The 26975-nt window shown below is 73.5% G+C and carries 26 protein-coding genes and 1 riboswitch; of the genes, 11 read left to right on the top strand and 15 right to left on the bottom strand.

Features of this window, described 5'->3' with window-relative positions:
* Positions 1-195: 195 nt before the first annotated feature.
* The 3 genes from moaA to ACF1A5_RS29260 form a co-directional block, all read right to left on the bottom strand.
* Positions 196-1185, bottom strand: coding sequence for a GTP 3',8-cyclase MoaA (gene moaA / locus ACF1A5_RS29270; protein WP_392195885.1), 990 nt, complete (start codon positions 1183-1185; stop codon positions 196-198).
* A 166-nt stretch (positions 1186-1351) separates the two neighbouring features.
* Positions 1352-2983, bottom strand: coding sequence for a cation acetate symporter (locus ACF1A5_RS29265; RefSeq protein WP_392195884.1), 1632 nt, complete (start codon positions 2981-2983; stop codon positions 1352-1354).
* Entirely contained in the window at positions 2980-3336 is a 357-nt protein-coding gene (locus tag ACF1A5_RS29260; protein ID WP_392195883.1) for a DUF485 domain-containing protein, read from the bottom strand. Before ACF1A5_RS29260 ends, ACF1A5_RS29265 begins: the two co-directional genes overlap by 4 nt.
* A gap of 248 nt (positions 3337-3584) precedes the next feature.
* Here ACF1A5_RS29260 and ACF1A5_RS29255 point away from each other — a divergent pair, with 248 nt between their 5' ends.
* The 3 genes from ACF1A5_RS29255 (at position 3585) to ACF1A5_RS29245 (ending at position 8300) form a co-directional block, all read left to right on the top strand.
* Positions 3585-5111 carry a S8 family serine peptidase gene (locus tag ACF1A5_RS29255; RefSeq protein ID WP_392195882.1) on the top strand — a complete coding sequence of 509 codons (1527 nt, stop codon included), beginning with the start codon at positions 3585-3587 and terminating at the stop codon, positions 5109-5111.
* 65 nt (positions 5112-5176) lie between these two features.
* Entirely contained in the window at positions 5177-6703 is a 1527-nt protein-coding gene (locus tag ACF1A5_RS29250) for a S8 family serine peptidase (protein ID WP_392195881.1), read from the top strand.
* A 94-nt stretch (positions 6704-6797) separates the two neighbouring features.
* A complete protein-coding gene (locus ACF1A5_RS29245) occupies positions 6798-8300 on the top strand; it encodes a CoA transferase (protein ID WP_392195880.1) in 1503 nt (500 codons plus the stop codon).
* Between the two features lie 192 nt (positions 8301-8492).
* Here the strand turns inward: ACF1A5_RS29245 and ACF1A5_RS29240 are convergent, their stop codons facing one another.
* Positions 8493-9200, bottom strand: coding sequence for a VIT family protein (locus tag ACF1A5_RS29240; protein WP_392195879.1), 708 nt, complete (start codon positions 9198-9200; stop codon positions 8493-8495).
* Between the two features lie 137 nt (positions 9201-9337).
* On the opposite strand from ACF1A5_RS29240, the gene ACF1A5_RS29235 reads away from it, so the two are divergent.
* From ACF1A5_RS29235 to ACF1A5_RS29215, 5 genes are all read left to right on the top strand, one after another.
* Positions 9338-10357 (top strand): DEDDh family exonuclease, encoded by a 1020-nt coding sequence (locus ACF1A5_RS29235; protein WP_392195878.1) that lies wholly within the window; start codon positions 9338-9340, stop codon positions 10355-10357.
* A gap of 63 nt (positions 10358-10420) precedes the next feature.
* Entirely contained in the window at positions 10421-10654 is a 234-nt protein-coding gene (locus ACF1A5_RS29230) for a hypothetical protein (protein ID WP_392195877.1), read from the top strand.
* 60 nt (positions 10655-10714) lie between these two features.
* A complete protein-coding gene (locus ACF1A5_RS29225) occupies positions 10715-11512 on the top strand; it encodes an SURF1 family protein (RefSeq protein ID WP_392195876.1) in 798 nt (265 codons plus the stop codon).
* 65 nt (positions 11513-11577) lie between these two features.
* Positions 11578-13365: a glycoside hydrolase family 15 protein gene (locus tag ACF1A5_RS29220; protein WP_392195875.1), complete on the top strand. Its 1788-nt coding sequence runs from the start codon at positions 11578-11580 to the stop codon at positions 13363-13365.
* A 5-nt stretch (positions 13366-13370) separates the two neighbouring features.
* On the top strand, positions 13371-14126 hold the full coding sequence (locus ACF1A5_RS29215; RefSeq protein WP_392195874.1) for an SDR family oxidoreductase: 756 nt from the start codon (positions 13371-13373) through the stop codon (positions 14124-14126).
* 173 nt (positions 14127-14299) lie between these two features.
* Here the strand turns inward: ACF1A5_RS29215 and amaP are convergent, their stop codons facing one another.
* From amaP to ACF1A5_RS29190, 5 genes are all read right to left on the bottom strand, one after another.
* Positions 14300-14878: an alkaline shock response membrane anchor protein AmaP gene (gene amaP / locus ACF1A5_RS29210; protein WP_392195873.1), complete on the bottom strand. Its 579-nt coding sequence runs from the start codon at positions 14876-14878 to the stop codon at positions 14300-14302.
* Between the two features lie 5 nt (positions 14879-14883).
* Positions 14884-15555 carry a DUF6286 domain-containing protein gene (locus tag ACF1A5_RS29205; protein ID WP_392195872.1) on the bottom strand — a complete coding sequence of 224 codons (672 nt, stop codon included), beginning with the start codon at positions 15553-15555 and terminating at the stop codon, positions 14884-14886.
* The gene (locus ACF1A5_RS29200) at positions 15552-15980 is read right to left on the bottom strand and encodes a hypothetical protein (protein ID WP_392195871.1); all 429 of its coding nucleotides are present in this window, start codon (positions 15978-15980) and stop codon (positions 15552-15554) included. Before ACF1A5_RS29200 ends, ACF1A5_RS29205 begins: the two co-directional genes overlap by 4 nt.
* Positions 15977-16162 carry a hypothetical protein gene (locus ACF1A5_RS29195; protein ID WP_356186672.1) on the bottom strand — a complete coding sequence of 62 codons (186 nt, stop codon included), beginning with the start codon at positions 16160-16162 and terminating at the stop codon, positions 15977-15979. Before ACF1A5_RS29195 ends, ACF1A5_RS29200 begins: the two co-directional genes overlap by 4 nt.
* A 110-nt stretch (positions 16163-16272) precedes the next feature.
* A complete protein-coding gene (locus ACF1A5_RS29190; protein WP_392195870.1) occupies positions 16273-16770 on the bottom strand; it encodes an Asp23/Gls24 family envelope stress response protein in 498 nt (165 codons plus the stop codon).
* 84 nt (positions 16771-16854) lie between these two features.
* On the opposite strand from ACF1A5_RS29190, the gene ACF1A5_RS29185 reads away from it, so the two are divergent.
* The gene (locus tag ACF1A5_RS29185) at positions 16855-17724 is read left to right on the top strand and encodes a nucleopolyhedrovirus P10 family protein (RefSeq protein ID WP_392195869.1); all 870 of its coding nucleotides are present in this window, start codon (positions 16855-16857) and stop codon (positions 17722-17724) included.
* A gap of 104 nt (positions 17725-17828) precedes the next feature.
* Here ACF1A5_RS29185 and ACF1A5_RS29180 read toward each other — a convergent pair whose 3' ends face one another.
* From ACF1A5_RS29180 to ACF1A5_RS29155, 6 genes are all read right to left on the bottom strand, one after another.
* On the bottom strand, positions 17829-18632 hold the full coding sequence (locus ACF1A5_RS29180; RefSeq protein ID WP_392195868.1) for an enoyl-CoA hydratase/isomerase family protein: 804 nt from the start codon (positions 18630-18632) through the stop codon (positions 17829-17831).
* Positions 18633-18761: 129 nt separating this feature from the next.
* The gene (locus tag ACF1A5_RS29175; RefSeq protein WP_392195867.1) at positions 18762-18983 is read right to left on the bottom strand and encodes a helix-turn-helix domain-containing protein; all 222 of its coding nucleotides are present in this window, start codon (positions 18981-18983) and stop codon (positions 18762-18764) included.
* 341 nt (positions 18984-19324) lie between these two features.
* Positions 19325-20923 (bottom strand): ABC-F family ATP-binding cassette domain-containing protein, encoded by a 1599-nt coding sequence (locus tag ACF1A5_RS29170; RefSeq protein WP_392195891.1) that lies wholly within the window; start codon positions 20921-20923, stop codon positions 19325-19327.
* A gap of 256 nt (positions 20924-21179) precedes the next feature.
* Entirely contained in the window at positions 21180-22613 is a 1434-nt protein-coding gene (locus ACF1A5_RS29165; RefSeq protein WP_392195866.1) for a hypothetical protein, read from the bottom strand.
* A gap of 401 nt (positions 22614-23014) precedes the next feature.
* Positions 23015-24142, bottom strand: coding sequence for an alpha/beta hydrolase family protein (locus ACF1A5_RS29160; RefSeq protein WP_392195865.1), 1128 nt, complete (start codon positions 24140-24142; stop codon positions 23015-23017).
* 106 nt (positions 24143-24248) lie between these two features.
* Positions 24249-24935: a class II aldolase/adducin family protein gene (locus ACF1A5_RS29155; RefSeq protein WP_392195864.1), complete on the bottom strand. Its 687-nt coding sequence runs from the start codon at positions 24933-24935 to the stop codon at positions 24249-24251.
* A gap of 186 nt (positions 24936-25121) precedes the next feature.
* Between ACF1A5_RS29155 and ACF1A5_RS29150 the strand changes: the two genes are divergently transcribed.
* Both ACF1A5_RS29150 and ACF1A5_RS29145 read left to right on the top strand, forming a co-directional pair.
* Complete coding sequence (locus ACF1A5_RS29150) at positions 25122-26378, top strand: anion permease (protein ID WP_392195863.1); 1257 nt, start codon at positions 25122-25124, stop codon at positions 26376-26378.
* A 34-nt stretch (positions 26379-26412) separates the two neighbouring features.
* Positions 26413-26643 (top strand): hypothetical protein, encoded by a 231-nt coding sequence (locus tag ACF1A5_RS29145; RefSeq protein ID WP_392195862.1) that lies wholly within the window; start codon positions 26413-26415, stop codon positions 26641-26643.
* 160 nt (positions 26644-26803) lie between these two features.
* Positions 26804-26947, top strand: a riboswitch (cobalamin riboswitch).
* The last annotated feature ends 28 nt before the right edge of the window (positions 26948-26975 follow it).

Here is a 26975-nt window from a genome sequence, read left to right as displayed (position 1 = left end):
CCCACCACGGCCAGACACCCCGACGGTCCGGCTGGTCGAGCCAACCAGAGCCACTTCAACCAGCCGGAAAACAGCCTAAATCACCAGTATTGGGCTTAGGCCCCCGGTCCGGCGGAGGCCCTCCCGTCCGGCGTAGGTCCCTCGCCCCGCCGGAGGTGTCCCGGTCCGGCGTAGACCCCCGGTCCCGGCGGGGGTCTAGCCCCCGATCGCCGACATCGGGCGGTCCGGCTGGACGAAGGACGGGTCGTCCAGGCCCGCGCCCGCCTTCTTGCCCCACATCGCCAGCCGCCAGATGCGGGCGATCTCCTCGTCGGGTGCGCCGGAGCGCAGGGCCGCGCGCAGGTCGGTCTCCTCGGTGGCGAACAGACAGGTGCGCACCTGGCCGTCGGCCGTCAGGCGGGTGCGGTCGCAGGCGGCGCAGAACGGGCGGGTGACCGAGGCGATGACGCCGACCCGGTGCGGGCCGCCGTCGACGGTCCAGCGCTCGGCCGGGGCGGAGCCGCGCTCCTCGGCGCCCTCCGGGGTCAGCTCGAAGCGGGTGCGCAGGGAGGCCAGGATGTCGCCCGCGGTCACCATGCCCTCGCGCTTCCAGCCGTGCTGCGCGTCCAGGGGCATCTGCTCGATGAAACGGAGCTCGTAGTCGTGCTCCACCGCCCAGGCGAGCAGGTCGGGGGCCTCGTCGTCGTTGAGGCCCGGCATGAGGACCGTATTCACCTTCACCGGTGTCAGACCGGCCTCGCGGGCGGCCCGCAGCCCTTCGAGGACGTCCTTGTGCCGGTCCCGGCGGGTGAGCGCCTTGAAGACGTCCGGGCGCAGGGTGTCCAGGGAGACGTTGACCCGGTCCAGGCCCGCCGCCTTCAGGGCGGACGCCGTGCGTCCGAGGCCGATGCCGTTGGTCGTCAGCGAGGTCTGGGGGCGGGGGTCCAGGGCCGCGACCCGCTCCACGATGCCGACCAGGCCCGGGCGCAGCAGGGGCTCGCCGCCGGTGAAGCGGACCTCCCTGACGCCCAGCGAGGTGACCGCGATGTCGATCAGGCGGACGATCTCGTCGTCGGTGAGGAGGTCCGGCTTGGCCAGCCACTGCAGGCCCTCCTCGGGCATGCAGTAGGTGCACCGCAGGTTGCACCGGTCGGTGAGCGAGACTCGCAGGTCGGTGGCCACCCGGCCGTAGGTGTCGATGAGCACGTGGGCCCCCTCCCTCGTCGCGGAACGTCCTCCGTCAACTGCGAGCCTACGTGACGGCACCGACAACGACGGAGTCCCGATCCCACGAGCCGGGACGCGGCCGCGTCGTAGGGACCTACGACGCGGCCGCGGCACCGTCGCGCTCGGTGCGCTCCCGTGGTCGTGCTCAGTGCGCTCCCGTGCCGGTCAGGGACCGCACCTCCAGCTCCGCGTACTTGGCCGCGTCCGGTGTCTCCTTGGACAGCAAGGTCCCGACGACACCCAGCAGGAAGCCGACCGGGATGGAGATGATGCCCGGGTTCTCCAGCGGGAACCAGTGGAAGTCGACGTCCGGGAACATCGAGGTCGGCTTGCCCGACACCACCGGGGAGAACAGCACCAGGCCGACCGCGGTGACGAGGCCGCCGTAGATCGACCACAGGGCGCCGGAGGTGGTGAACCGCTTCCAGAAGAGGCTGTAGAGGATGGTCGGCAGGTTGGCGGAGGCGGCGACCGCGAAGGCGAGGGCCACCAGGCCGGCCACGTTCAGGTCGCGGGCCAGCGCGCCCAGGACGATCGACACCGCGCCGATGCCGACGGTGGCCCAGCGGGCCGCGCCCAGTTCCTGCTTCTCGGTGGCGGTGCCCTTCTTGATGACGTTGGCGTAGATGTCGTGGGCGAACGACGAGGAGGAGGCCAGGGTCAGGCCCGCGACGACCGCGAGGATGGTGGCGAAGGCGACCGCGGAGATGGTGGCGAGCAGGATGGCGCCCCAGCTGGAGTCCACGCCGCCCAGGTGCAGCGCGAGCAGCGGGGCGGCCGTGTTGCCCGCCTTGTTGGAGGCGATGATCTCGTCCGGCTTGATCAGCGCGGCGGCGCCGAAGCCGAGGGCGAGGGTCATCAGGTAGAAGGCGCCGATCAGGCCGATCGCCCAGATCACCGACTTGCGGGCGGCCTTGGCCGTCGGGACGGTGTAGAACCGGATGAGGATGTGCGGCAGCCCCGCGGTGCCGAGGACCAGCGCGATGCCGAGCGAGATGAAGTCCAGCTTGGTGGTGCCCGTCGCGCCGTACTTCAGGCCGGGCTCCAGGAAGGCCGAGCCCTTGGCGCTGTTCTCCGCCGCGCTGCCGAGCAGTTCCGAGATGTTGAAGTGGAACTTCAGCAGGACCAGGAAGGTCAGCAGCACCGCGCCCGCGATCAGCAGCACCGCCTTGACCATCTGCACCCAGGTGGTGCCCTTCATGCCGCCGATGGTGACGTACACGATCATCAGGACGCCCACCAGCGCCACGATGCCGATCTTGCCGCCGTCGCTGGTGATGCCGAGCAGCAGCGAGACCAGGACGCCGGCGCCCGCCATCTGCGCCAGCAGGTAGAAGATCGACACGACGATGGTGGAGGTGCCGGCCGCCGTGCGGACCGGACGCTGGCGCATCCGGTACGCGAGCACGTCGCCCATGGTGTAGCGGCCGGAGTTGCGCAGCGGCTCCGCGACCAGGAGCAGGGCGACCAGCCAGGCGACCAGGAAGCCTATGGAGTACAGGAAGCCGTCGTAGCCGAAGAGGGCGATCGCTCCGGCGATGCCGAGGAAGGACGCGGCGGACATGTAGTCGCCGGAGACCGCGAGTCCGTTCTGGAAGCCGGTGAACTGCCGTCCGCCTGCGTAGAAGTCGGCGGCGTCCTTGGTCTGCCGGCCCGCCCAGACGGTGATGACGAGGGTCGCGGCGACGAACACCGCGAACAGGGTGATGATCAGCGGCCGGTGCTGTGTCGCCTCGCCGGCCGCGAGCGTGAACGAGGGAGTGATCGCGGGGCTCATGCGCCGCCCTCCATCCGGGACTTGATGGCCTCGGCCTTGGGGTCGAGCTTGGCGGCGGCGTGCCGCGCGTACCACCAGGCGATGAGGAAAGTGGTGAGGAACTGGGCGAGGCCCAGGACGAGCGCGACGTTGACGTTGCCGAAGAGCCGGGTGCCCATGAAGTCGCCCGCGTAGTTGGAGAGCAGGACGTACAGCAGGTACCAGGCGATGAAGCCCACGGTGAGCGGGAAGGCGAACGAACGGTGGGAGCGGCGCAGTTCGTCGAACTCCGGGCTCTCCTGCACCGCGGTGAACTCCTCGGCGGATGGGAGCGGGACCTGCGTCTTCGAGGGTGGCGGTGTCTCGGTGGCCACGGAGTCTCCTCGCGTTGCGGATGCGGTTGCGGCAGGGGGCTCGATCGGGTTCGCGCTCCCTGCCCAAGGTGCACGGCGCCGCACGGGGAGCGGTTCAAGTCGCCCGAACGAATTTCGAAGTCGTCTTTGCCAAGTCATTGCTGGCCAGCGAAGCGGGGGATAGTTTCGCCTGGCACCACCCGTCATGTACCTGCCCGAGCACCACCTGTGTCTCGGGCGGTTCTGCTCCCGGATGATGTGGAGACCCCATGGCTCATCTGCGTTCCAGACGCCGGCTCGCCCTCGCCGTACCGGTCGTGCTGTCCCTGACCGCCTCGCTCGGCTTCCTTCCCTCGGCGGCGTCGGCGGCGCCCGCCGCGGAGTCCGCCGCGCAGACCGCGGACGCGCCCACCCTGGCGTACGTGGTCAACACCCGGCTCGACCACCGCACCATCGCCTCGGTGCAGAGGGCGATCGCCGAGGCCGGCGGCACCGTCGTCGTGACCTACGACCGGATCGGCGTCATCGTCGTCCACTCCGCCAACCCCGACTTCGGCCGGCAGATGCGCGCGGTGCCGGGGGTGCAGTCGGCGGGTGCCACGCGCACCGCGCCGCTGAGCCCCTCCGGTACGACGGACGAGGGCGCGGCGCAGTACCTCTCCCAGGCGGAGGCCGTGAAGGCCGAGCAGGCGTCGGCCGGTGACAGCGAGCCGCTCGAGGCCGACCAGTGGGACCTGCGGGCCATCGGCGCCGACCGGGCCGCGAAGATCAACCCGGGCAGCCGGAACGTGACCGTCGGCGTGATCGACACCGGCGTCGACGACACCCACCCCGACATCGCCCCGAACTTCTCCCCGTCCCAGTCCGCGAACTGCGTCAGCGGCAAGGCGGACACCACTTTCGGCTCCTGGCGGCCGGTGGACGCCGACCACTACCACGGCACGCACGTCGCGGGCGAGATAGCCGCGGCCCGCAACGGCATCGGCGTGGCGGGTGTCGCGCCCGGCGTCAAGGTCGCCGGCATCACGGTCGCCCAGCCGGACGCGGGCCAGCTGTTCTACCCGGAGAGCGTCGTCTGCGCCTTCGTGTTCGCCGCCGACCACGGCGTGGAGATCACCAACAACAGCTACTACGTGGACCCGTGGCTCTACAACTGCCTCGACGACCCCGACCAGAGGGCCATCGTCGACGCGGTCAACCGGGCCCAGCTCTACGCGCGGGGCAAGGGCACCCTGAACGTGGCCGCGGCGGGCAACTCCAACCACGACCTGGACTCCGACGCGATCGTCGACGACTCCAGCCCCGACGACGGCACCACGGTGAGCCGGACGATCGACCCGCACAAGTGCTTCGACATCCCGACCCAGTTGCCCGGCGTCGTCACGGTCAGCGCGGTCGGCGTCAAGGGCGCCAAGTCGTACTACTCCAGCTACGGCGACGGTGTCATCGACGTCGCCGCTCCGGGCGGCGACAAGTACCAGATCCCGGACACGCCGTCGAAGAACGGCCGCATCCTCTCCACGATGCCCAACAACCAGTACGCCTTCCTGCAGGGCACCTCGATGGCGACTCCGCACGTCGCGGCCGTGGCCGCGCTGCTGAAGTCCACGCACCCGCAGGCGACCCCGGCCCAGCTCCAGGCGCTGCTCAAGGCCGAGGCGGACAACCCGGGCTGCCCGGCGGAACCGTACGACGGCAACGGCGACGGCGTGGTGGACGCCACCTGCGTCGGCGGCGAGCGTGTGAACGGCTTCTACGGGTTCGGCGTCGTCAACGCGCTGCGCGCGGTCAAGTAGGCCGGCGCTCAGGCGGCTTCCCGCACGACACGCCCGTATCGCGAACGAACTGGAGACACCATCACATGACAGCGCCTCACCCGCGCTTCCGCCGTGCCCTGGCCGTGCCCCTCGGCATGGCCATGGCGTCGGCGCTCGCGTTCCTGCCGAACGTCACGGCGTCCGCGGCCCCGGCCGCGCCCGCCGCGCCGGCGGCCGACGCGACCTCGCTCAGCTATGTCGTCAACGTCCGTCCCGGGCACGGCGTGTCCGCCTCCGTGCAGGAGGCGATCGCGCGGGCCGGCGGGACCGTGGTGACCTCGTACGACCGGATCGGCGTGATCGTCGTCCACTCCTCGAACCCGGACTTCGCCAAGGTCGTCCGCACCGCGCGCGGAGTCGAATCGGCGGGTGCCACGCGCACCGCGCCGCTGCCCGCGCAGTCGACCACGGACGGCGGCACGCCCAAGGTGCTCAGCGCCGCGCAGATGGCGTCGGCCCGGGCCGGTGCGGCCGCCGGGCAGGATCCGCTGGAGCCGCTCCAGTGGGACCTGCCCGCCATCAAGGCGGACAAGGCGCACGAGAAGTCGCTGGGCAGCCCGGACGTCACCGTCGGCGTGATCGACACCGGTGTCGACGACACCCACCCCGACATCGCGCCGAACTTCGACCGGAACGCCTCGGTCAACTGCGTGTCGGGCAAGCCGGACACGGCCGACGGCGCCTGGCGTCCCAGCGCCTCGGAGAGCCCGCACGGCACGCACGTGGCCGGTGAGATCGCGGCCGCCAGGAACGGCGTCGGTGTCACCGGCGTGGCCCCGGGCGTGAAGGTGGCCGGCATCAAGGTCGGCAACCCGGACGGGTTCTTCTACACCGAGGCCGTGGTGTGCGGCTTCGTGTGGGCGGCCGAGCACGGCGTCGACGTGACCAACAACAGCTATTACACCGACCCCTGGTACTTCAACTGCACCGACGACCCGGACCAGAAGGCGCTGGTGGACGCCGTCACCCGGGCCTCGCGGTACGCGGAGAGGAAGGGCACGGTCAACGTCGCGGCGGCGGGCAACGAGAACTACGACCTCGCGTCCCGCTCGATCACCGACCCGGCCTCCCCGAACGACTCCACGCCCGGGGACCGGGTGATCGACCCGCACAAGTGCTTCGACATACCGACCCAGTTGCCGGGTGTCGTCACGGTCGCGGCGACCGGGGCCAAGGGCCTGAAGTCGTCGTTCTCCAACTACGGTCTCGGCGTCGTCGACATCGCGGCTCCCGACGGCGACTCGACGGCGTACCAGCGGCCCGAGCCCCCGGCGACCAGCGGCCTGATCCTGGGCCCGCTGCCCGGCAACAAGTGGGGCTACATGGCCGGTACCTCGATGGCGTCCCCGCACGTCGCGGGTGTCGCCGCACTGATCAGGTCGACGCACCCGCACGCGCCGGCCGCCGTGGTGAAGGCGCTGCTGTACGCGGAGGCGGACGCGACGCCCTGCACGGACCCGTACGACATCAACGGCGACGGCAAGGTCGACGCGGTGTGCGAGGGCCCGAAGAACCGCAACGGCTTCTACGGCTGGGGGATGGCGGACGCGCTGGCGGCGGTGACGAAGTAGGCGACGGCCTGACGCCGTAGCGCGGTATCTGTGGACCCGGGTCTCAACGGCCCGGGTCCACATGTTGATCGAGTACATACTGCATAGTGCAGTCATGACTGACATCGAGTACGCGTGGTCCGCGCTGGGCGGCGACCCCGCCCTCGTCCCCCGGGTGGCGGCCGTCGTGCGCCCGGGAGCGCTCGAAGCCCGTCTTCCGGTGCGGGAGTTGGCGCGTGCCTGTGTGGGGGCGTGCGCACTGGCCGCCGCCGAACTGGGCGCGCTGCGGGCCGGGCTCGCCGAGGTGCCGGCGGTGCGGGTGGACGACGGGGCCGTGGCAACGGCGTTCGTCAGTGAGCGGCATCTGCTGGTCGACGGGCGGGCCCCCGTCAATTTCGCGCCGCTGTCGCGGTTCTGGCGGACCGGCGACGGCTGGGTGCGCACCCACGCCAACTACCCGCACCACCGGACGCGGCTGCTGGGCGCGCTGGGCCTGGGCCGGGACGCGTCGGTGGAGGACGTGGCGGGCCTCCTCGCCGAGCGGTCCGCACGCGAGGTGGAGGACGCGGTGCACGGCGCGGGCGGTCTCGCCGTCGCGCTGCGCACGACGCGGGAGTGGGCGGCGCACGCGCAGGGCGCGGCGGTGGCCGCGCGGCCCCTCGTGGTGCGCGAGCAGCCGGACGCGGCACCGGCCCGTGTGCTGGCGCCGGCGCGGGCGGCGCGGGCCGGGGCAGTGCCCCTGCTGCCCGCCGCCGGGCTGCGGGTGCTCGATCTGACGCGGGTCATCGCGGGGCCGGTCGCCACCCGTACACTCGCCCTGTTCGGCGCGGAGGTGCTGCGGGTGGACCCGCCGGGGCTGCCCGAACTGGCGGACCAGCACGCGGACACGGGCTTCGGGAAGCGGTCGGCGACCCTGGACCTCGCGGCCGACCGGAAGACCTTCGAGGACCTGCTGGCCGGGGCGGACGTCGTCGTCACCGGGTACCGGCCGGGCGCCCTGGACCGGTTCGGCCTCTCCCCCGAGGCGCTGGCCGAGCGCCGGCCCGGACTGGTCGTGGCGCAGTTGTCCGCGTGGGGCGGCGACGGGCCCTGGGGTGGGCGCCGGGGCTTCGACAGTCTGGTGCAGGTCGCCACCGGCATCGCCGCGATCGAGGGGTCGGACGGGCGGCCCGGCGCGCTGCCAGCGCAGGCCCTGGACCACGGCACGGGCTATCTGCTCGCGGCGGCGGTGCTGCGGGCGCTGACCGAGCAGTCGCACGAGGGCGGCTCCAGGATCGTACGGCTGGCGCTGGCCCGAACGGCCGCGTGGCTGACGGGAGTCGGCGCGGACGGGACCGGGTGGGCCGGGACGGTCACCGGCACGGGCCGGGCGAAGGAGGAGCCCGGAACGGCCACCGGCGCGGGAGGGGTGAAAGAGGCGGCCCTGACGGAGGGAAGGGGCGGGCCGGGTGCCGCGTACGGGCGGCCGGACGCCTGGCTCGGCGAGACGGACAGCCTGATCGGACGGCTCCGGTACGCCCGCTCCCCGGTCGCCTTCGCCGGCGGCCCCGCGGACTGGACGCGCCCACCGGGCTCCTGGGGCACGGACGCGCCCCGCTGGCACCGGGCGGACGACTGACCGCCGGAGAGCGGCCCGCTCCTCGGCTCCGTTCTGACGCCGGCGCACCTGGCGTGCGCGGCGCTGTCGGCGGGCGCGCTGCTGCACACCCTGCGCACCCTGCGATGCCGGCGGGGCCAATGCTCGCGGCGTCCGGTGCTGCGAGGTGCCGTGCCGGGCGTCGCGAGCCGGTGAACCTTTCCGGTCGCAGCACTAGACCCTCGCCGCGCCCAGCAGAGCCCCCGCCGCGTACGTCACGCCCATCGCCAGGGCGCCGCCTCCCACGTTGCGCAGGACCGCGCGGCCCGGTCGCGCCGCGCCCAGGCCGGCGCTGCTCCAGCCGGTGAGGACGAGGGCGGCGAGCACGGAGCCGACGGTGACGGCCAGCCGCCACGGCGCCGGGGGCAGGACGATCGCGAGCAGCGGGAGCAGGGCGCCGACGGTGAACGCCAGGAAGCTCGCCCCGGCCGCGTGCCAGGGGTTCGTCAGCTCGTCGGGGTCGATGCCGAGTTCCACGCGCGCGTGGGCCCGCAGCGCGTCCCGCGCGGTGAGCTGCTCCGCCGCCTCCGCGGCGACCTCGCGGGACAGTCCGTGCTCCTCCAACAGCCCGGTCAGCTCCTCCAGTTCCGCGCCGGGCCGCTCACGCAGCTCGCGCCTCTCCATCGCCAGCGCGGCCCGCTCGGAGTCGCGTTGGGTCGACACCGAGACGTACTCCCCCGCGGCCATCGACATCGACCCGGCGAGCAGTCCGGCCAGACCGGCGGTCAGCAGGGCGGAGCGGGAGTCGGTCGCGCCCGCGACGCCGACCACGAGGCCCGCGGTGGACACGATGCCGTCGTTGGCCCCGAGGACCGCGGCCCGCAGCCAGTTGAGGCGTGGGCCGAGGGCGCCGTGCTCCTCTTCGTGCAGCGGTTCCGTCACACGTACGAGCATCCCACTCCCGGCGTCACCGGGGCCGCACCGCCACCGGCCCGCGACGCGAACTGTGCCCGTTTTCAGGTGATGTGCAGGCACCTGCGGGACGGGGCTGTCAGTCGGGGCCCTTATCCTCAGTGACCATGCTCGAAGACCTCACGACCGCAGCGTCCTCCCCCACATCGTGGCCGGCCGCGTATCCGCTGGGATACGCGGTCGTTGACGTGGAGACCACCGGCCTGGCCCGCGACGACCGCATCATCTCCGCGGCGGTGTACCGGCTGGACGCGCGCGGCGAGGTCGAGGACCACTGGTACACGCTGGTGAATCCGGAGCGCGACCCGGGCCCGGTGTGGATCCACGGTCTGACGAGCGAGGTGCTCGAGGGCGCGCCGCTCTTCGCGGACGTCGCCGAGGAGTTCGCCGCCCGGCTCGCCGGCCGGGTGCTCGTCGCGCACAACGCGGTCTTCGACTGGCAGATGATCGCCCGTGAGTACGCGCGGGCGCGGCGCGAGGCCCCGGTGCGGCAGCGGCTGTGCACGATCGCGCTGTCCAAGGAGCTCGGCCTGCCCCTGCCCAACCACAAGCTGGAGTCGCTGGCCGCGCACTTCGGCGTCGTCCAGCAGCGGGCGCACCACGCGCTGGACGACGCGCGGGTGCTGGCGGAGGCGTTCCGGCCGAGTCTCCGGGCGGCGGCGGCAGGCGGCGTACGGCTGCCGCTGCTGGAGTGCCTGCCGCTGACGGAGTGGACGGACCGGCCCGTGCCGCGCCAGCAGACGGGCGGCTACGGCGGCTACCGGCCGGGCAGTTGGCGCGCCTCCCGCAGGCGGCCCGCCTGCCCCTACCCCAACCCGGGGCGGTACGAGGAGGGCGGGCGGCTCAGGCAGGGGATGCGGGTGGCGTTCTCCGGCGACACCTCGGTCGACCGCGAGCTGCTGGAGGACCGCGCGACCGAGGCCGGGCTGCACGTGGCCACCAGCCTGTCCCGGCTGACCAGCCTGCTCGTCACCAACGATCCGGACTCCGGCACGTCCAAGGTGGCCAAGGCGCGGCAGTACGGCACCCCGGTGGTGGACGAGGCGGCCTTCGGCCAGCTGCTGCGGGACGTCGAGCCCGCGGAGGGCGGCGGGGACCTGTGCGGCGCCGACCGTACGGATGGGTGATTGCCGGGCGACTCGCCCGCCGCCCGCTCGCCCGCGCGGCGGCCGGCGCTCACGCTGTGCCCCATGGCGAGATGCGAAGTATGCGGCAATGACTACGGAATGACCTTCGAGGTGCACGCCCAAGGCGCGGTGCACGTCTTCGACTGCTTCTCCTGCGCGATCCACCGCATGGCACCGATCTGCGAGCACTGTCGTGTCCAGATCATCGGCCAGGGCGTCGAGGTCGACGGCCACTTCTACTGCGGCGCCCACTGCGCCCGCGCGGAAGGGAGGGTCGGGATCGTCGACCACGCCTGAGACCCGTCCGAGGGACACCCCTGGCGAAACACCCCATGGCCCGAGAGGTACGGTCGTGGGGTGTACCGCTTCGTCCTGACCCGCCAGTGGGTGATCCTCACGATCGTCGCGATCGCGCTGATCCCGACGATGATCCGGCTGGGCTTCTGGCAGCTGCACCGCCACGAGCACAAGGTCGCACTGAACCAGGTGATCGCCGGCTCACTGGCGGCCCGGCCCGTGCCGGCAGAGTCGCTGACCTCGCCCGGCGCCGAGGTGAAGCACTCCGACCTGTACCGCCGGGTGACCGCGAAGGGACACTTCGACACCGCGGACGAAGAGGTCGTACGCCGTCGCACCAACGCCGACGGCGAGGTCGGCTACCACGTCCTGACCCCCTTCGTCCTCGACGACGGCCGGGTCCTCATGGTCAACCGGGGCTGGATCCCGGCGAACGGCGCACAGACCGCGTTCCCGAGCATCCCGGCGCCCGAGCGGGGCGAGACCACCGTCACCGGGCGGCTGATGCCGGACGAGACGACCGCGCAGAGCGGCATCAAGAACGTCAGGGGCCTGCCCGACCGCCAGGTGATGCTGATCAGCAGCGGGCAGCAGGCGCAGCGGCTCGGCAAGCAGGTCCTCGGCGGCTACGTGGAGCTGACCTCCCCCGCGCCCCGGGGCGGCGGCCCCGAACTGCTCCCCGACCCCGAGCACAACGACATCGGCCCGCACCTGGCCTACGCCATCCAGTGGTGGCTGTTCGCGGCGTGCGTCCCGGTCGGCTGGGTGATCCTGGCCCGGCGCGAGGCCAGGGAACGCGCGGAGGCGGCAGCGGCGGCACGGCAGTCCGCCACGGACACGGAGCCGGCCGCGGTCTGACCGCGGCGTCCCCTGTTCGCCGCCCGCGCTGATTGGCCTCTCCTCCGGCCGGGCATCCGGCATCCGTGCAGCCACGGATAGAGGACTACGCGATCGTCGGTGACGAGCAGACCGCCGCCCTGGTGGGCCGGGACGGTTCCGTCGACTGGCTCTGCCTGCCCCGCTTCGACTCCGGTGCCTGCTTCGCCAGGCTGCTCGGCGACGAGGACAACGGCCACTGGCGCATCGCCCCACGGGGCGTCACCGGCCCCTGCACCCGCCGCGCCTACCGCGAGGACACGCTCGTCCTCGACACCGAGTGGGACACCCCGGAGGGCTCGGTACGGGTCACCGACCTGATGCCGCAGCGCGACCGCGCCCCCGACCTCGTCCGCATCGTGGAGGGCCTCAGCGGCCGGGTGACCGTGCGCAGCACGCTCCGGCTGCGCTTCGACTACGGCTCGATCGTGCCGTGGGTGCGCCGGACCGACGGCCACCGGGTCGCCGTCGCGGGACCGGACTCGGCGTGGCTGCGCAGCGAGCCGGAGGTGCCCACCTGGGGCGAGGACTTCGGCACGCACGCGGAGTTCACCGTGGCCGCCGGGGAGAAGGTGGCGTTCGTGCTGACCTGGCACCCCTCGCACGAGCCGCGCCCGCCGCTGGTCGACCCGTACGAGTCGCTCGCGCACAGCGTCGAGGACTGGCGGGCGTGGGCGGCCCAGTGCCGCTACGACGGCCCGCACCGGGACCTGGTCGTCCGCTCCCTGATCACCCTCAAGGCCCTCACCTACAAGCCGACCGGCGGCGTGGTCGCCGCCGCCACCACCTCCCTGCCCGAGGAGCTGGGCGGGGTGCGCAACTGGGACTACCGCTACTGCTGGCTGCGCGACTCCACCCTCACGCTCGGCGCGCTGCTGTCGGCCGGATACCGGCAGGAGGCCGAGTCGTGGCGCGACTGGCTGCTGCGCGCGGTCGCGGGCGACCCGGCCGACCTCCAGATCATGTACGGGGTCGCGGGCGAGCGCCGGCTGCCGGAGTTCGAGCTGCCGTGGCTGTCCGGCTTCGCCGGCTCGACGCCCGTGCGGATCGGCAACGAGGCCGTGACCCAGCGCCAGCTCGACGTGTACGGCGAGGTCATGGACTCGCTCGCGCTGGCCCGGCGCTCGGGCCTGTCCGCCAAGCCGGACGTGTGGTCCCTGCAGTGCGCGCTGCTCGAGTTCCTGCGCGAGGCGTGGCGGCAGCCCGACGAGGGGCTGTGGGAGGTGCGCGGCGGGCGGCGGCACTTCGTGCACTCGAAGGTCATGGTGTGGGTGGCCGCCGACCGCGCGGTGCGCGCCCTGGAGGAGGAGCCGGGGCTGCCGGGGGACCTGGACGGCTGGCGCGCCCTGCGGGACGAGGTGCACCGCGAGGTGTGCGCGAAGGGCTACGACCCCGACCGCAACACGTTCACCCAGTCCTACGGCTCCGCCGAGCTGGACGCCGCCCTGCTGCTGATCCCGCGGGTGGGCTTCCTGCCGCCGGACGACCCTCGGGTGATCGGCACCGTCGACGCGGTCCGCGCCGAGCTCGGCGAGAGGGGTCTGGTGCGCCGCTACAGCGCCGACGCGACGGCCGTCGACGGGCTGCCGGGCGGTGAGGGCACGTTCCTGGTCTGCTCGTTCTGGCTGGCGGACGCGCTGCACCTGACCGGGCGCACGAAGGAGGCACGGGAGCTGTTCGAACGGCTGGCGGGCGTCGCCAACGACGTGGGCCTGCTGTCGGAGGAGTACGACCCGGTGTCCGGCCGTCAGCTCGGCAACTTCCCGCAGGCGTTCAGCCACATCGGCCTGGTGAACACCGCCCTCGCCCTGTACGGGGGCGAGGAGGCAGGATAGGGGCCATGGATCTTGGACTGAAGGACCGGGTGTACGTCGTCACCGGGGCCACGCGCGGACTGGGCAACGCGGCCGCGCGCGAGCTCGTCGCCGACGGGGCGAAGGTGGTCATCACGGGGCGGGACGAGCGGCGGGTAGCCGACGCGGCGGCCGAGCTGGGCGCGGGCGCCGTCGGGGTGGCCGTGGACAACGCGGAACCGGAGGCCGCCGCGCGCCTGATCGCGGCGGCCCGCGAGCACTTCGGCGGCTTCGACGGCGTCCTCGTCAGCGTGGGCGGTCCGCCGCCCGGCTTCGTCGCCGACAACACCGACGAGCAGTGGCAGGCGGCGTTCGAGTCCGTGTTCCTGGGGGCGGTGCGACTGGCCCGCGCGGCCGCCGCGGAGCTGGAGGCGGGCGGTGTCATCGGGTTCGTGCTGTCCGGCTCGGTGCACGAGCCGATCCCGGGGCTGACCATCTCCAACGGGCTGCGTCCCGGTCTCGCCGGGTTCGCCAAGTCGCTCGCGGACGAGCTGGGCCCGCGCGGCATCCGGGTCGTCGGCCTGCTTCCGTCCCGCATCGACACGGACCGGGTGCGCGAGCTGGACGGGCTGTCGGCGGACCCCGAGGCGACGCGGGCGGCGAACGAGGCGCGGATTCCGCTGCGCCGGTACGGGACGCCGGAGGAGTTCGGGCGCACGGCGGCGTTCCTGCTGTCCCCTGCCGCCTCGTATCTGACGGGCGTGATGCTGCCGGTGGACGGCGGGATGCGGCACGGGTTCTGAGCGCGACGGGGCCCCGCCCGCGGGGGCCGCGCGGCTCCGGGACTGCCCGCGTCCCAGGGGCGGCCCGCGTGCCCAAGGGGGCCGCGCTCCACGGGGGGGCGTGCGGGGGACGACGAGCCGGCGGGCCGGGCACGGCGGACAGTGGGCGGAACCGCGTGCCTCCCCGCCCGCCGTCAGCTCACCCGCTCCGCGCGGTGCTTGACGCCCAGCAGCCGGACCTCGGCCGGGAGGGATGCGAGGGCCGCCGAGTCCCGCGCACGGGCCAGGGCCCCGTCCGTCAGCTCGTACAGGGCCGTCCCCGGATCCACGTGGGGCTCCAGCAGGAGCCGTACATGGGTCGCAGGGGCGTCCCGGCGGCCGGTGAGGCGGACGTGGGCCCGTTCGACGCCGTCCATCCCCTCCGCGTCCGCGGCCAGGACGCCCTCCAGGGCCCGCCCCCGCAGCAGCGCGCCCTCGCCGTCGCCGGTGTCGACGAGGACCTCGGTGAGCCGGCGCCGGCGCAGCACTGCCGCCAGCCACCACAGGGAGAGCAGCAGGAGCACGGCCAGCGCCGCGATGACGGCCGGCCACCACCAGCCGGTCTCCCGCCACCTGGTCCGTTCGGCGGTGCTCAGCAGCACGTCGTGCCGCCCGCCGTGGATCCACCACGCGGGCGGCCGCACTCCCAGCCCGACGGCGAGCACCGAGCCGCCGACCACGAGCAGCACCAGCCCGACCAGTCCGATCAGTACCCGGTTGACGACCCCGATCACGGCCCTCACCCCTTCCGTCCGGGCCGGACGACGTGCACCTTCAGGGCCGGCGGCCGGGCCAGCCCCAGCCCCGTGACCGCCTCGGTGAGCACGGTGTCCAGGTCGGCGCGTACGTCGTCGAGTTCGCGGAAGTGCGCGACCGCGCGCACGTCGGCCCTGCGCCGGTGCAGTCGGACGCGGACGGACTGCACACCGGAGATCTCCATGGCCCGGTCGCGCAGCACCAGCGCGGCCGCCTCCCGGTGCAGCCCCGCGCGGACGTCGGGGTGCGTGCGCCGCATCGGCAGGAGCCGGCGCAGCCCCGGGGTGAGCGCCAGCACGATCAGCCACAGGCCGAGGCCCGCGGCGACGCCGGCGCCGACCAGCACCCAGGTGTCGTCCAGGGGCCGCGCGGCCAGCTGCCGGGCCAGCTCGCGGCGCCAGCGCATGGCGGGACGGTGGGCGCGCACGGCGGCGATGTCGTACAGGAACGCGGCGGCGACGATCAGCAGCAGCGCTGCGACGACGGCCGCGGGGATACGGCGGGCGGACCAGAAGCGGCGACCGCCTCCGTCCTGCCCGTCGAGGACGGGCTCGTGCGCGGCCGGTGCCGCCGACCCGCCCGGTCCGGCGTCCGCCGCCTTCTCCAGGACAGGCAGGGGCCTGGTGGAGTTCTCGGAGCCCAAGGGCTCGCTCATCGCGTCCTCCCCTGTACCGCGCCGTGCGCGGGCACCAGATGCAGCCGCTCCACGCGGACGGCGACCTCCGGCACCCGCATTCCCACCAACGCGCCTACCCGCTCCTCCACTTGACGACGCACCGCGCGGCACCGGCCGCCGACGTCGCACGGGTAGGCGAGGTCGAGGTGGATGTGGATGTGCGCGGCGTCGTGGTGCACGGCCACCATGGCGTGCGGGGGCGCGACGTCCGGCGGCAGCGGGCCGAGCGCCTCGCGGGCGGCCTGCGCGGCGATCTTCGCGACGACCCGGTCGGCGATGCGGAGCGCGCCCCGCTCACCCGGCGCGACGGAACTCGGCGGCCCCACGGCGGCGAGCCGGGGGGCGGCGGCTCCGGCGGCCGGAGGTTTGCGGAGCTCACCCGCCCCGCCGCTCACGGAGGTCACCGCCGGCGGTTGTCACGGGAGCGGAAGAAGTCGCCCAGCTCCAGGTCCCCTTCCAGGAACCGGCCGACGACGAACCCGACGGCGCCCAGGGCCGCCACCAGCAGAAAGGCACCGAACCCGCCGAAGTACCCGGCGAAGCCCAATGCCAGGCCGGCGATCATGCCGACCACGGCCATGCTCATGGTGCGCTCCTCAGCTCCACTGCCGTAGCTTCACTGCCGTCGAGGCCCGTGCGGTTGTCCCGGGGAGGCGTGCCCCCACCGGGGTGACACAGGATCGGTCACCGGGGCCCTCACTGGATCCGCGGCTCCGGTTCCTCCTCCTCTTCCTCCGGAAGCTTCACATCGCTCACGGCGATGTTGACCTCGACCACTTCCAGGCCGGTCATCCGCTCCACGGCCGCGATCACGTTCTCCCGGACGTCGCGCGCCACATCGGTGATCGACACCCCGTAGTCGACGACGATCTCCAGGTCGAGCGCGGTCTGCACCTCGCCGACCTCGGCCTTCACACCCCGGGTCACCGACTTCGCGCCGCCCGGCACGCGGTCCCGCACGGCCCCGAAGGTCCGCGAAATACCGCTGCCCATGGCGTGCACGCCCAGCACGTCGCGCGCGGCGAGTCCGGCGATCTTCTCCACGACGCCGTCGGCGATGGTGGTGCGCCCCCGACCACCGGGGTCGCCCAAGCCACGGCGCGTCGCCTGGCCCTTGCGGGCGGCACTCGTCTCCGGCACGTCCGTCCCGCCCTCGGCCGTGCGCGCCCGGTTCGGCTCCGTCATATCGGTCATCGCCGTACGCCCCTTTCGGTCGTCCCACAACCACCGTAAGTGGCCTTGCCGTGTCGCGCGCCCGCGATGCGGCAGGCTGGAGCAATGACGGCGGACGGATGGACGCGGACGGTACGGCACCAGCTGGCGCTCGGCAGGCTCCTGCCGCTGGGCGGACCGAGTGACGGCGCGTGGATCACGGAGCGGGCGGCCGAGGCCGTACTGCGGCGGGCGGCCGGGCGCACACCGGGGGTACGCCTGGGGCCCCTGCGCATCACCGTGGCCGACCCTGAGAGTGCCCGTGACCCGGTCGTCCCCGCTCCGCCGAGCGCGCTGCCGCCCAGTGACCTGCGCGTGTTGGCGGACTTCGCCGCGACGGCGGACGAGCCGCTGCCCACCACGGCGGCACGTCTGCGGGAGACCCTGGCGACGGCCGCGGCACAGGCCCTCGGCCTGACGGTGACCGACATCGACCTGCGGGTGACGGCTCTGCTGACCGGGGACACCGGTGAAGCCGAGGAGGCTGCGGGCTACGAGGGGAGGACCGAGCGGGCCCAGGAAGCCGAGGGTGCGGGGGCTGCCGCGGTCGGCGGCCCGGCCGGCACCGGCCGCACCGCCCCGAACGGAGGAGGTGCCGAGGGAGCCGGAGGCGCTGCAGGCGCCGGGAGTCCGGAGGGCGGCGAGGGCGGCCGGGGCGAGGGTCACGCGGGCACCGACGCGACCCTGGTGTCCGAGGCCGTGCTGGCCGTCCCGGGTGTCCTGCGGCTGGCCGGCGCGCTCGGCGGACTGGGCCGGCCGGTGCACATCGAGGAGCGGCGGGGGGCGGCCGCGCTGCCGCACCGGCATGTGCGGGTGGAGGTGGCGCTCCGCGCGGATCAGCGGGCCGTGGAGGTGGCCCGGCAGATCCGCGCGGCGGTCGCGGAGGCGCTGCCGGATCACCCGAGCGTGGCCGTGGTGGTCACCGCGATCGACTGAGGAACCACCCGCGCGAGGGACACAGGAGACATGCCCGTCTCCGCGGCGGGCCGGCAGCACGCCCGCGGGGACCGTCCCCTCGCGCGGCGGTGGTCAGCGCGCGGTCATTCGCCGACGCCGGCCAGGTCCCGCAGCCTGCGGGCCTGGGAGGCGCGCTCGGCGGTGCGCTGTTCCTCGTACGTGCGCTCCTGGGCGCCGCGCAGCAGCGTCTTGGTCTCGATCACCGCGTCGCGGGGCGCGGCGAGGAGCGCCGCGGCCAGGTCCCGTACCGTGCCGTCGAGCTGGTCGACGGGCACGGCGAGATTCGCCAGCCCGGTGTGCACCGCCTCCTCGGCGGTCACGAACCGGCCGGTCACGCAGATCTCCAGGGCACGGGCGTACCCGACGAGACCCACCAGCGGATGCGTGCCGGTGAGGTCCGGCACCAGCCCGAGGCTGGTCTCGCGCATGGCGAACTGCACGTCGTCGGCGACCACGCGCAGGTCGCAGGCCAGGGCCAGCTGGAAGCCCGCGCCGATGGCGTGCCCCTGGACCGCGGCGACGGACACGATGTCGTTGCGCCGCCACCAGGTGAACGCCGCCTGGTACTCGGCGATGGTCGCGTCGAGCTCCGCGTCGCCGCCGCGGGCGAGGTCGATGAACGACGGCTCGCCGTCGAAGCCCTCCGGCGTGAACGCCTGCCGGTCCAGCCCCGCCGAGAACGACTTGCCCTCGGCGCGCAGCAGCACGACGCGGACGGAACCCGGCAGCAGCCGCCCGGCCTCGGTGAGCGCCCGCCACAGAGCGGGGCTCTGCGCGTTGCGTTTGGCCGGGTTGGTCAGCGTCACCGTGGCGATCGCGCCGTCGACGGTGAGCCGTACGCCGTCCTTGTCGAGTACCGGATCGAGGTCGTGCTCGGTCGAAGCCATGGGGCGCCTCCGATGGGTGCGGTCAGCCGGGATGCCGTGCGAGGCATCCTAAGTGACTGCACAGTAACCACCCGGCCGATCGCGTGACCGACCGGGTGGCCACCGTCGAAGCCGATGGGCCGCCCGAGGTCAGGCCGACGTGGTCTTCTTGCCCCGCGTCGCCCCGCCACGCCCACGGAGCGTGACGCCCGATTCGCTGAGCATCCGGTGGACGAAGCCATACGAGCGGCCGGTCTCCTCGGCCAACGCCCGAATGCTCGCACCGGCGTCGTACTTCTTCTTCAGGTCTGCCGCGAGCTTGTCGCGCGCGGCGCCGGTCACCCGGCTGCCCTTCTTCAGAGTCTCGGCCACCCGTGCCTCCTCATGGGAAGTGCGCTCTGGTCTCCTCATGATCACCCCTCCGGGGCGGGATGGCCACCCATTCGGCAAGGTCCGTGAGACAGGCTTGTGACGACGGGAGTGCGTCCCCACATACGGAATTGCCCATTCCGCACGCGGCCGCGCGTACCGCCGAACGGGTTGTTCCGCGAAGTTCCAGGTCAGCGGCGCGCGGCGGCCGAACCCTTGGGAGATAAGGGCTCGGCCGGGAAATCGATGCAGGACACACCGCGGTACCAGGAGATCTCACACAGATGATGGATCACCGATGGGCCGAATGATCCACCGGCAGTGGATCACTCCGCGGGCGGGGCTCAGGCGAGGGCCACGAGGTCCGCGTAGCCGGCGCCCCACAGGTCCTCGACGCCGTCGGGGAGCAGGATGATCCGCTCCGGCTGAAGCGCCTCCACCGCGCCCTCGTCGTGTGTGACGAGGACGACCGCGCCCTTGTAGGTGCGCAGCGCGCCGAGGATCTCCTCGCGGCTGGCGGGGTCGAGGTTGTTGGTGGGCTCGTCGAGCAGCAGCACGTTCGCCGAGGAGACGACGAGGGTGGCGAGGGCGAGGCGGGTCTTCTCGCCGCCGGAGAGGACGCCGGCCGGCTTGTCGACGTCGTCGCCGGAGAAGAGGAAGGAGCCCAGCACCTTGCGGACCTCGACGAGGTCCATGTCGGGGGCGGCCGAGCGCATGTTCTCCAGGACCGTGCGGTCCGGGTCGAGGGTCTCGTGCTCCTGCGCGTAGTAGCCGAGCTTGAGACCGTGACCGGGGACGACCGCGCCGGTGTCGGGCTGCTCCACGCCGCCGAGCAGGCGCAGCAGGGTGGTCTTGCCGGCGCCGTTCAGACCGAGGATGACGACCCGGGACCCCTTGTCGACGGCCAGGTCGACGTCGGTGAAGATCTCCAGAGAGCCGTACGACTTCGACAGGCCCTCGGCCATCAGCGGGGTCCGGCCGCAGGGCGCGGGCTCGGGGAAGCGGAGCTTGGCGACCTTGTCGCTCTGGCGCACGGCCTCCAGACCGGCGAGCAGCTTGTCCGCGCGGCGGGCCATGTTCTGCGCGGCGACCGTCTTGGTGGCCTTGGCGCGCATCTTGTCGGCCTGCGCGTTGAGTGCGGAGGCCTTCTTCTCGGCGTTGGCCCGCTCCCGCTTGCGGCGCTTCTCGTCCGCCTCGCGCTGCTGCTGGTAGAGCTTCCAGCCCATGTTGTAGACGTCGATCTGGGAGCGGTTGGCGTCCAGGTAGAACACCTTGTTGACGACCGTCTCGACCAGGTCGACGTCGTGGGAGATGACGATGAAGCCGCCGCGGTAGGTCTTCAGGTAGTCGCGCAGCCAGACGATCGAGTCCGCGTCGAGGTGGTTGGTCGGCTCGTCGAGCAGCAGGGTGTCCGCGTCGGAGAACAGGATCCGGGCCAGCTCGATACGGCGGCGCTGACCGCCGGAGAGGGTGTGCAGGGGCTGGCCGAGCACCCGGTCGGGCAGGTTGAGCGCGGCGGCGATGGTGGCGGCCTCGGCCTCGGCGGCGTATCCGCCCTTGGTGAGGAACTCGGTCTCCTGGCGCTCGTACTGCTTCATCGCCTTGTCGCGCGTGGCGCCCTTGCCGTTGGCGATCCGCTGCTCGTTGTCGCGCATCTTGCGGATCAGCACGTCGAGGCCGCGCGCGGAGAGGATGCGGTCGCGGGCGAGGATGTCGAGGTCGCCGGTGCGCGGGTCCTGCGGGAGGTAGCCGACCTCACCGGAGCGGGTGATCGTGCCGCCGGCCGGGAGGCCCTCGCCGGCCAGGCATTTGGTGAGGGTGGTCTTGCCGGCGCCGTTGCGGCCGACCAGGCCGATGCGGTCGCCCTTGGCGACGCGGAAGCTGGCGTTCTCGATGAGGATGCGGGCACCGGCGCGCAGCTCGATACCGGAGGCGGTGATCACGGACATACTCCAGGGCGGACTGGGATTGGCGGGCGGACGGCTGAGGACGTTCCCGCCGTCTAATGCGCGAGGAGAATGGCCATGGGGACCAGTCTAACGGGGCGGCGCAAGGGCTTTTTCGGGGTCTTCGGGTGCGCGAGCCCCGGCGTCCGCGCCGGGGCGCGGGACGACGGCGGGAGCATCCGGCGCTTCGGCGCGCCCCCGCACCTGGGGAGGGGGACCGAGCCCCGTCGGGGCCCCGTCCGGGCGGCGAGAGCTAGCTGCCCCAGGTGTGCACCTGGAAGGCGGCCCGGCGGACGGCCTTGGCCAGGGCCGGGTCGGGGTGGGCGGCGGCGAGGGCGACCAGCACCTGCACGGTGCGCGGATGGCCGACGGCGCGCACCTCGTCGAGCAGCGCGGGCACGGTGGGCTGGAGCGCGGACTCCAGGTGGCGGACCAGCATCGGGGCCTCGCCGTGGTCGGCGACGGCGGCGGCGGTGTCCACCCACAGCCAGGTGGCCTCCTCCCGGGTGAGCACCTCCTGGGCGTCCTCCGGGTCGACGCCGTCGTGCTCCGCCAGCCACAGCAGGGCGTACGGCCGCAGCGCCGGCTCGTCGAGCACGGCCCGGACGTCGGGCTCGGCCGGGGCGCCGACGACCCGCAGGGCCTCGAAGGCCAGGCCGCGCAGCAGGGCGTCCTCGCCGCGGGCGGCGTCGAGCAGTTCGGTGACGGCGCTGCCGACGGGGCGCGCGGCCAGCCAGGCGCGGTACTCGGCACGCGCCGCGTTCGGCCGCAGCTGGGCGCAGCCGCGCAGCATGTTCTCGGCGGACTGCTCGATGTTCCCGGCGGGGCTCTGGGCGGCGACGCAGATCTGTTCCAGCTTGACCCAGACGGCCCAGCTGCCGAGCGGGGTGAGCGTGGCCTGTCCGTCACCGTAGGTGAGTGCGCCCACGGCGGCGAGGGCGCGCAGGGCCCAGTCCAGGAGCGGGGCGAGGAGGGCGTCCTCGGCCGGCTCCGCGGCGTCCGGCGCCGCGGCCGCGGTGCCCACGGCCCCGGCGGGCACCGGCTGCGGTCCGAAGGGGATCTCGCAGCGCTCGGTGCGCAGTTCGGTGACCCGCTGCCGGAGCAGGTCCAGCAGCTGCTCGACGGGCACGGGCCCGGCGGAGAGCTGGAGGAGGGAGAGCACCTGCGGCATGGCCGAGACGACCTCGGCGACCGCGGCGGCCTGGTGGTCCCCGGGCTCCGGGCAGGCCAGCGACCAGGCGTCGAAGAAGGCCACCCAGCCGCGCAGGACGGCGCTGTCGTCCCGGTCCCAGGCGCGCAGCCGCCAGCCGGGGCGGGCGCTGTCGCCGTGCACCTCGACCAGGCCGGCCAGGCGGGCGGTGTCCCACTCGGCGCGGACCTGAACCGCGGTCAGCCCCAGCTCGTCGGCCGCCCGTTCCGCGGTCGCGTCCGAGAGGGTGGCCCTGCCGTCCGTGGTGGCGCCGTCCCGGCCGGGGCCGAGGGCGGCGTCGGCCCAGCGGGCGACGCGGGCCGCTCCCGCCAGGCGGGAGCGTGCCATTCTGGCCAGCTCGGCGGGTGCCGGGGTGCCCTCCGGGGGGCGCGGTGCGGGGCGGCGCGTGCGCCGCTGGTTCACGGCTCGGGGGGCGGCGGCCAGGGGCCGCGGGCGGACGAGTCGAAGCCTTGAGTCGCGCGGGATACGGGACGTCACGGGTGCAGTCTTCCGGTTGACGGTCCGAAAACCCAAACGGAATGTCACCGGGGGCGACAGGGATGGCCAACGCACCTGGTTCCACCGGGCCCGACGCGACATGATCGAGCCAGCGGTACGCCCGGGAACGGAACGGCCGGGACCGCCGCACGGAGAGCCGACGGGGCGGCCCCCACCGCCCCGCGTCCACACCTCCCGCACACCGCACTCATCCCTCGTTCACCCGCCCGCGGGCCCGCCGCGCACGGGTTGGGCGGCCCTGTGGGCGGGCCCGCCCGCCGACGGCCTCTCCCGCTCGCCGGCCGCCTCCCCCGCGCCGGACGTGTCCGCCGCTCCGGCGGACCGGGAACTCCCGTGCGGGAATTGGTGGCCCATGTCACATGAGAAGAGGTCGGGACCTGTCACATGAGGGGGGTCAAGAAGCGTCGCAGCGCCTCCTCGTAGCCCTCCGGGTCGGCGTTCCACATGGCTCCGTGCGGGGCCCGGGTGACCGTCTGCAGGGTGACGAGGTCGGGGCGGCGGGCGGCGAGGCGGCGGGAGGGCTGCCAGGGGGCCACGGTGTCGTCCGGGCCGTGGAAGATCATCGTCGGCACCTTGAGCCGGGCCGGGTCGGCCACGTCGGCGAGGCGGTCGCCGGAGAGCCCGGTGCGCCCCTGGGCGGCGCGCACCGCGAGCGGCAGCAGCGCGGCGGGGGTGTGCCGTGCGGTGGCCAGGGCCCGCAGCGTCGCCTGCCAGTCGAGCACCGGCGAGTCCAGCACCAGCCCGGAGACGCGGTCGCGCAGGCCCGAGTGGGCGGCGGCGCGCAGGGCCATGGTGGCGCCGGTGGACCAGCCGTACAGGATGACGCGCTCGGCGCCGTACCGGACGGCGTAGCGGATCGCCGCGTCCAGGTCGCGCCACTCGGTCTCGCCGAGGTGGTTGAGGCCGTCCGGGGAGCGGGGCGCGCCGAGGTCGCCGCGATAGGCGAGGTCCAGCACCGGGAAGCGGCGGCGGTGCAGGAAGCCCATGAGGTTCATGGGCAGTTCGCGCGTGGCGCCCAGGCCGTGCACCGTGATGACCCAGGTGTCGCGGACGCCGGGCACGAACCACGCGGGGAGGGGGCCGAGTTCGCCGGGGACGTCGATGTCGGCGTGGTCGAGGCCGAGGGCGGAGCCCGGGTTGCCGACGTGCACGTTCGGGGTGAGCCAGACCTTGTCGTGGGTGCGCAGGGCGCCGTGGGTGACGCGTTCCAGGCGGCGCACGACGGCGTCGGCGCGGTGCGGGGCGGTCGGCAGCACGGGACCGACGACGGCGTGCGAGCCGTCGCCGGACAGGCCGTAGATGCCGGGGCGCAGGGAGGCCAGGTCGCGGGTGAGCGTGATCCGGCCCGGCGCCGTGCCGTGCACGGTGAGCCGCGGCTCGGTGGGCAGGGGCCGGCCCGGGGATGCCTTGAGCGCGGCGTCGCTGGCGAGCCGGCCGGCGGCGATGCCGGCGGCGCCGGCCGCCAGGGCCGCGGTGACGGCCGCGGCCGTCGCTTTGACTGAGCGCACGGGTCCAGTGTCCTGGCGCGCCGGGCCACCGGCCAGCGGGAGGAAGGGTCGGGGTGACATGCCCTGCGGGTTCCAGGAAACAGGGGCTTTCATCCCTGCGGAGGACCTACCTCCGCTGCCCGTAACCCCGCAGCCGCTCCTGCGCCTGTGCCAGTTGCTCCGGTGACAGCAGGGAGGGGGTCAGTCCCGGCACGGAGGACGCCGTCAGCCACAGACGGCACATCCATTCCAGCTGGGCCGTGCGGTCGTAGGCCTGGTCGAGGGTGGCGCCGTGGGTGACCGTGCCGTGGTTCTGCAGCAGGCAGCCGGAGCGGCCCTCGAGGGCGCGGAGCATGTTCCCGGCCAGTTCCTCGGTGCCATAGGTCGCGTAGGGGGCGACCCGGACGGGGCCGCCGAGCGCACCGGCCATGTAGTGGATCAGCGGCAGCTCGGTCACGAGCGTCGAGACGGCGGTCGCGTGTACGGCGTGGGTGTGGACGACCGCGCCCGCGTCGGCGGTGCGGTGGATCGCGAGGTGCAGGGGCAGTTCGCTGGTCGGCACCAGGGTGCCGAGCACCTGCCGGCCGTCGAGGGCGACGCCGGTCACGTCGTCCGGCGTGAGCCGGTCGTAGGGCACGCCCGACGGGGTGACCAGCACGGTGTCCCCGACGCGCACCGACACGTTGCCGGAGGTGCCGACGACCAGGCCCTCGGCCGCCGTGCGGCGGGCGGTGGCGACCAGCGCCTCCCAGGCCCGGGCCTCCTCGGCGCGCACGCTCCTCCCCTTCCCCTGGTCCCTCTTCTGCTCAGCCATGACGCGATCCTGCCAGGCGGCGGCCCGCCCGGCCGGGGTGACCGAAATCTCCTCCCCGGCTCGCGGCCTACGGCGGAGCGCGGACCCTCTTTTACGGACACCCCGAAGACCGTCCCAGTTCATCTTCCGTTCACCCTGGTTACGTACGTTCGACCAGCCAATGACCTCGAACGATTGCCTGGGTAAATGGAAAGCTTCTCGCTGATCCTCGCGATTGTGGTAGTAACCGCACTCGCGTTCGATTTCACGAACGGTTTCCACGACACCGCCAACGCGATGGCCACGACCATCTCCACCGGTGCACTCAAGCCCAAGGTCGCGGTGGCTCTGTCCGCCGTGCTCAACCTGGTGGGCGCCTTCCTCTCCGTGGAGGTCGCGAACACGATCTCCAAGGGTCTCGTCGACGAGACCGGCATCCGTCCCGAGGTCATCTTCGCCGCCCTGGTCGGCGCGATCCTCTGGAACCTGGTGACCTGGCTCATCGGTCTCCCGTCCAGCTCCTCGCACGCCCTGATGGGCGGCCTGATCGGCGCCGCCATCGCCTCGGCCGGCTTCGGCGCGGTCCACGGCGACGTGCTCGTCACCAAGGTGCTGCTGCCCGCCGTCGCCGCCCCGGTCGTCGCCGGCCTCGCGGCGATGCTCTCGACCCGGCTGAGCTACGCGCTGGGCAGGAAGTCGAACGGCAAGGCCGCCGGCAAGGGCCACCGCGCGGGCCAGATCGCCTCCGCGGGCCTGGTCTCGCTGGCCCACGGCACCAACGACGCGCAGAAGACGATGGGTGTCATCACCCTCGCCCTGATCGCCGGCGGCGCCATCGCCCCGGGCTCCAACCCTCCCACCTGGGTCATCCTGTCCGCGGGCCTCGCCATCGCGCTCGGCACCTACATCGGCGGCTGGCGCATCATCCGGACCATGGGCAAGGGCCTGACCGAGCTGGAGCCGCAGCAGGGCTTCGCCGCCCAGACCAGCGCGGCCACCGCCATCCTGGCCTCCTCCCACCTCGGCTTCTCGCTCTCCACCACCCACGTCGTCTCCGGCTCGGTGATGGGCGCGGGCCTCGGCCGCAAGGGCGGTGTCGTCCGCTGGTCGACCGCGACCCGGATGCTCGTGGCCTGGGTGCTGACCCTGCCGGCCGCGGCCCTCGTGGGCGCCGGTGCGGAGGCCGTCACCGGCCTCGGCGACTGGGGCACCGCCGTGGTGGCCGTCTTCCTGGTGGTCTCCAGCGCCGTGATCTGGAAGCTGTCGCGCCGTGAGGTCATCGACCACACGAACGTCAACCACACCGGCGAGCCGGCCGGGGTGGTGACCCAGGCCATGGCCGCCGTGACCCCGCCCCCGGTGGGACACGTGGCGCCCGAGACCGGGGACCTCGCGGCCTCCGTCCCGGCGCAGGCCTCCGCCTCCGCCTCCGCCGACCGGGCGAATCCGCCCGCCACCGTCTGAGCCCCGAGCACCCGGTTACAGAAGGAACATCACCATGAAGATCGACTGGGCAGCCATCGGCTCCGTCATCGGCGTCAGCCTCTCGGTCACGGTGGGCCTGGTGGCCCTGTTCACCCTCGGCATCGCGGGCCTGTCCCGCCGCGAGCGGGCCGCCGCCGAGGGCAACGGCGGCGGGGCGATCGCCGCCACCGGCGCGTACGTCTGCTTCGCGGCGTGCGCCGCCGCCGTGGCCTACGGCATCTACCTGATCATGGCCAAGTCCTGACCCTCGGCGCGGCCACCGCCCGGCCCGGGGGCAGCCCGTCGCCCGCCCGGTCCGCACCGCCCTCCTCGGCGGCGCGGACCGGGCGGGCGTTTTTCGTGCCCCGGCGGGCCGATGTGGGCCTCATCTCAGTCCCCCGGTGCAGGTCAAAGGCGAGTTGACGGGTGTTCGCGGGGCGTGGTGGACTGCCCACGCCAAGTACGGCAGCAGGAGAGGAAGCCGGTGCGAATCCGGCGCGGTCCCGCCACTGTCACCGGGGAACGAACATCCCGGGAGCCAGGAACTCTCGCCGCCGGTCTCGTCGAACCAGGGCGTGGACACCCTGAGTGAGGACA

Source organism: Streptomyces sp. NPDC014864 (assembly GCF_043081525.1).
Classification (GTDB): domain Bacteria; phylum Actinomycetota; class Actinomycetes; order Streptomycetales; family Streptomycetaceae; genus Streptomyces.
Note: the sequence above shows the minus strand (reverse complement) of the source record. Positions and strands in the feature narration are given on the sequence as shown.

Coding starts and splice junctions, on each gene's coding strand:
- ACF1A5_RS29215 (WP_392195874.1), top strand. CDS start 13,371: ATGGATCTTGGACTGAAGGACCGGGTGTACGTCGTCACCGGGGCCACG.
- ACF1A5_RS29250 (WP_392195881.1), top strand. CDS start 5,177: ATGACAGCGCCTCACCCGCGCTTCCGCCGTGCCCTGGCCGTGCCCCTC.
- ACF1A5_RS29180 (WP_392195868.1), bottom strand. CDS start 18,632: ATGGCTTCGACCGAGCACGACCTCGATCCGGTACTCGACAAGGACGGC.
- ACF1A5_RS29205 (WP_392195872.1), bottom strand. CDS start 15,555: ATGAGCGAGCCCTTGGGCTCCGAGAACTCCACCAGGCCCCTGCCTGTC.
- ACF1A5_RS29235 (WP_392195878.1), top strand. CDS start 9,338: ATGCTCGAAGACCTCACGACCGCAGCGTCCTCCCCCACATCGTGGCCG.
- ACF1A5_RS29145 (WP_392195862.1), top strand. CDS start 26,413: ATGAAGATCGACTGGGCAGCCATCGGCTCCGTCATCGGCGTCAGCCTC.
- ACF1A5_RS29265 (WP_392195884.1), bottom strand. CDS start 2,983: ATGAGCCCCGCGATCACTCCCTCGTTCACGCTCGCGGCCGGCGAGGCG.
- ACF1A5_RS29230 (WP_392195877.1), top strand. CDS start 10,421: ATGGCGAGATGCGAAGTATGCGGCAATGACTACGGAATGACCTTCGAG.
- ACF1A5_RS29195 (WP_356186672.1), bottom strand. CDS start 16,162: ATGAGCATGGCCGTGGTCGGCATGATCGCCGGCCTGGCATTGGGCTTC.
- ACF1A5_RS29190 (WP_392195870.1), bottom strand. CDS start 16,770: ATGACCGATATGACGGAGCCGAACCGGGCGCGCACGGCCGAGGGCGGG.
- ACF1A5_RS29255 (WP_392195882.1), top strand. CDS start 3,585: ATGGCTCATCTGCGTTCCAGACGCCGGCTCGCCCTCGCCGTACCGGTC.
- ACF1A5_RS29155 (WP_392195864.1), bottom strand. CDS start 24,935: ATGGCTGAGCAGAAGAGGGACCAGGGGAAGGGGAGGAGCGTGCGCGCC.
- ACF1A5_RS29245 (WP_392195880.1), top strand. CDS start 6,798: ATGACTGACATCGAGTACGCGTGGTCCGCGCTGGGCGGCGACCCCGCC.
- ACF1A5_RS29150 (WP_392195863.1), top strand. CDS start 25,122: ATGGAAAGCTTCTCGCTGATCCTCGCGATTGTGGTAGTAACCGCACTC.
- ACF1A5_RS29185 (WP_392195869.1), top strand. CDS start 16,855: ATGACGGCGGACGGATGGACGCGGACGGTACGGCACCAGCTGGCGCTC.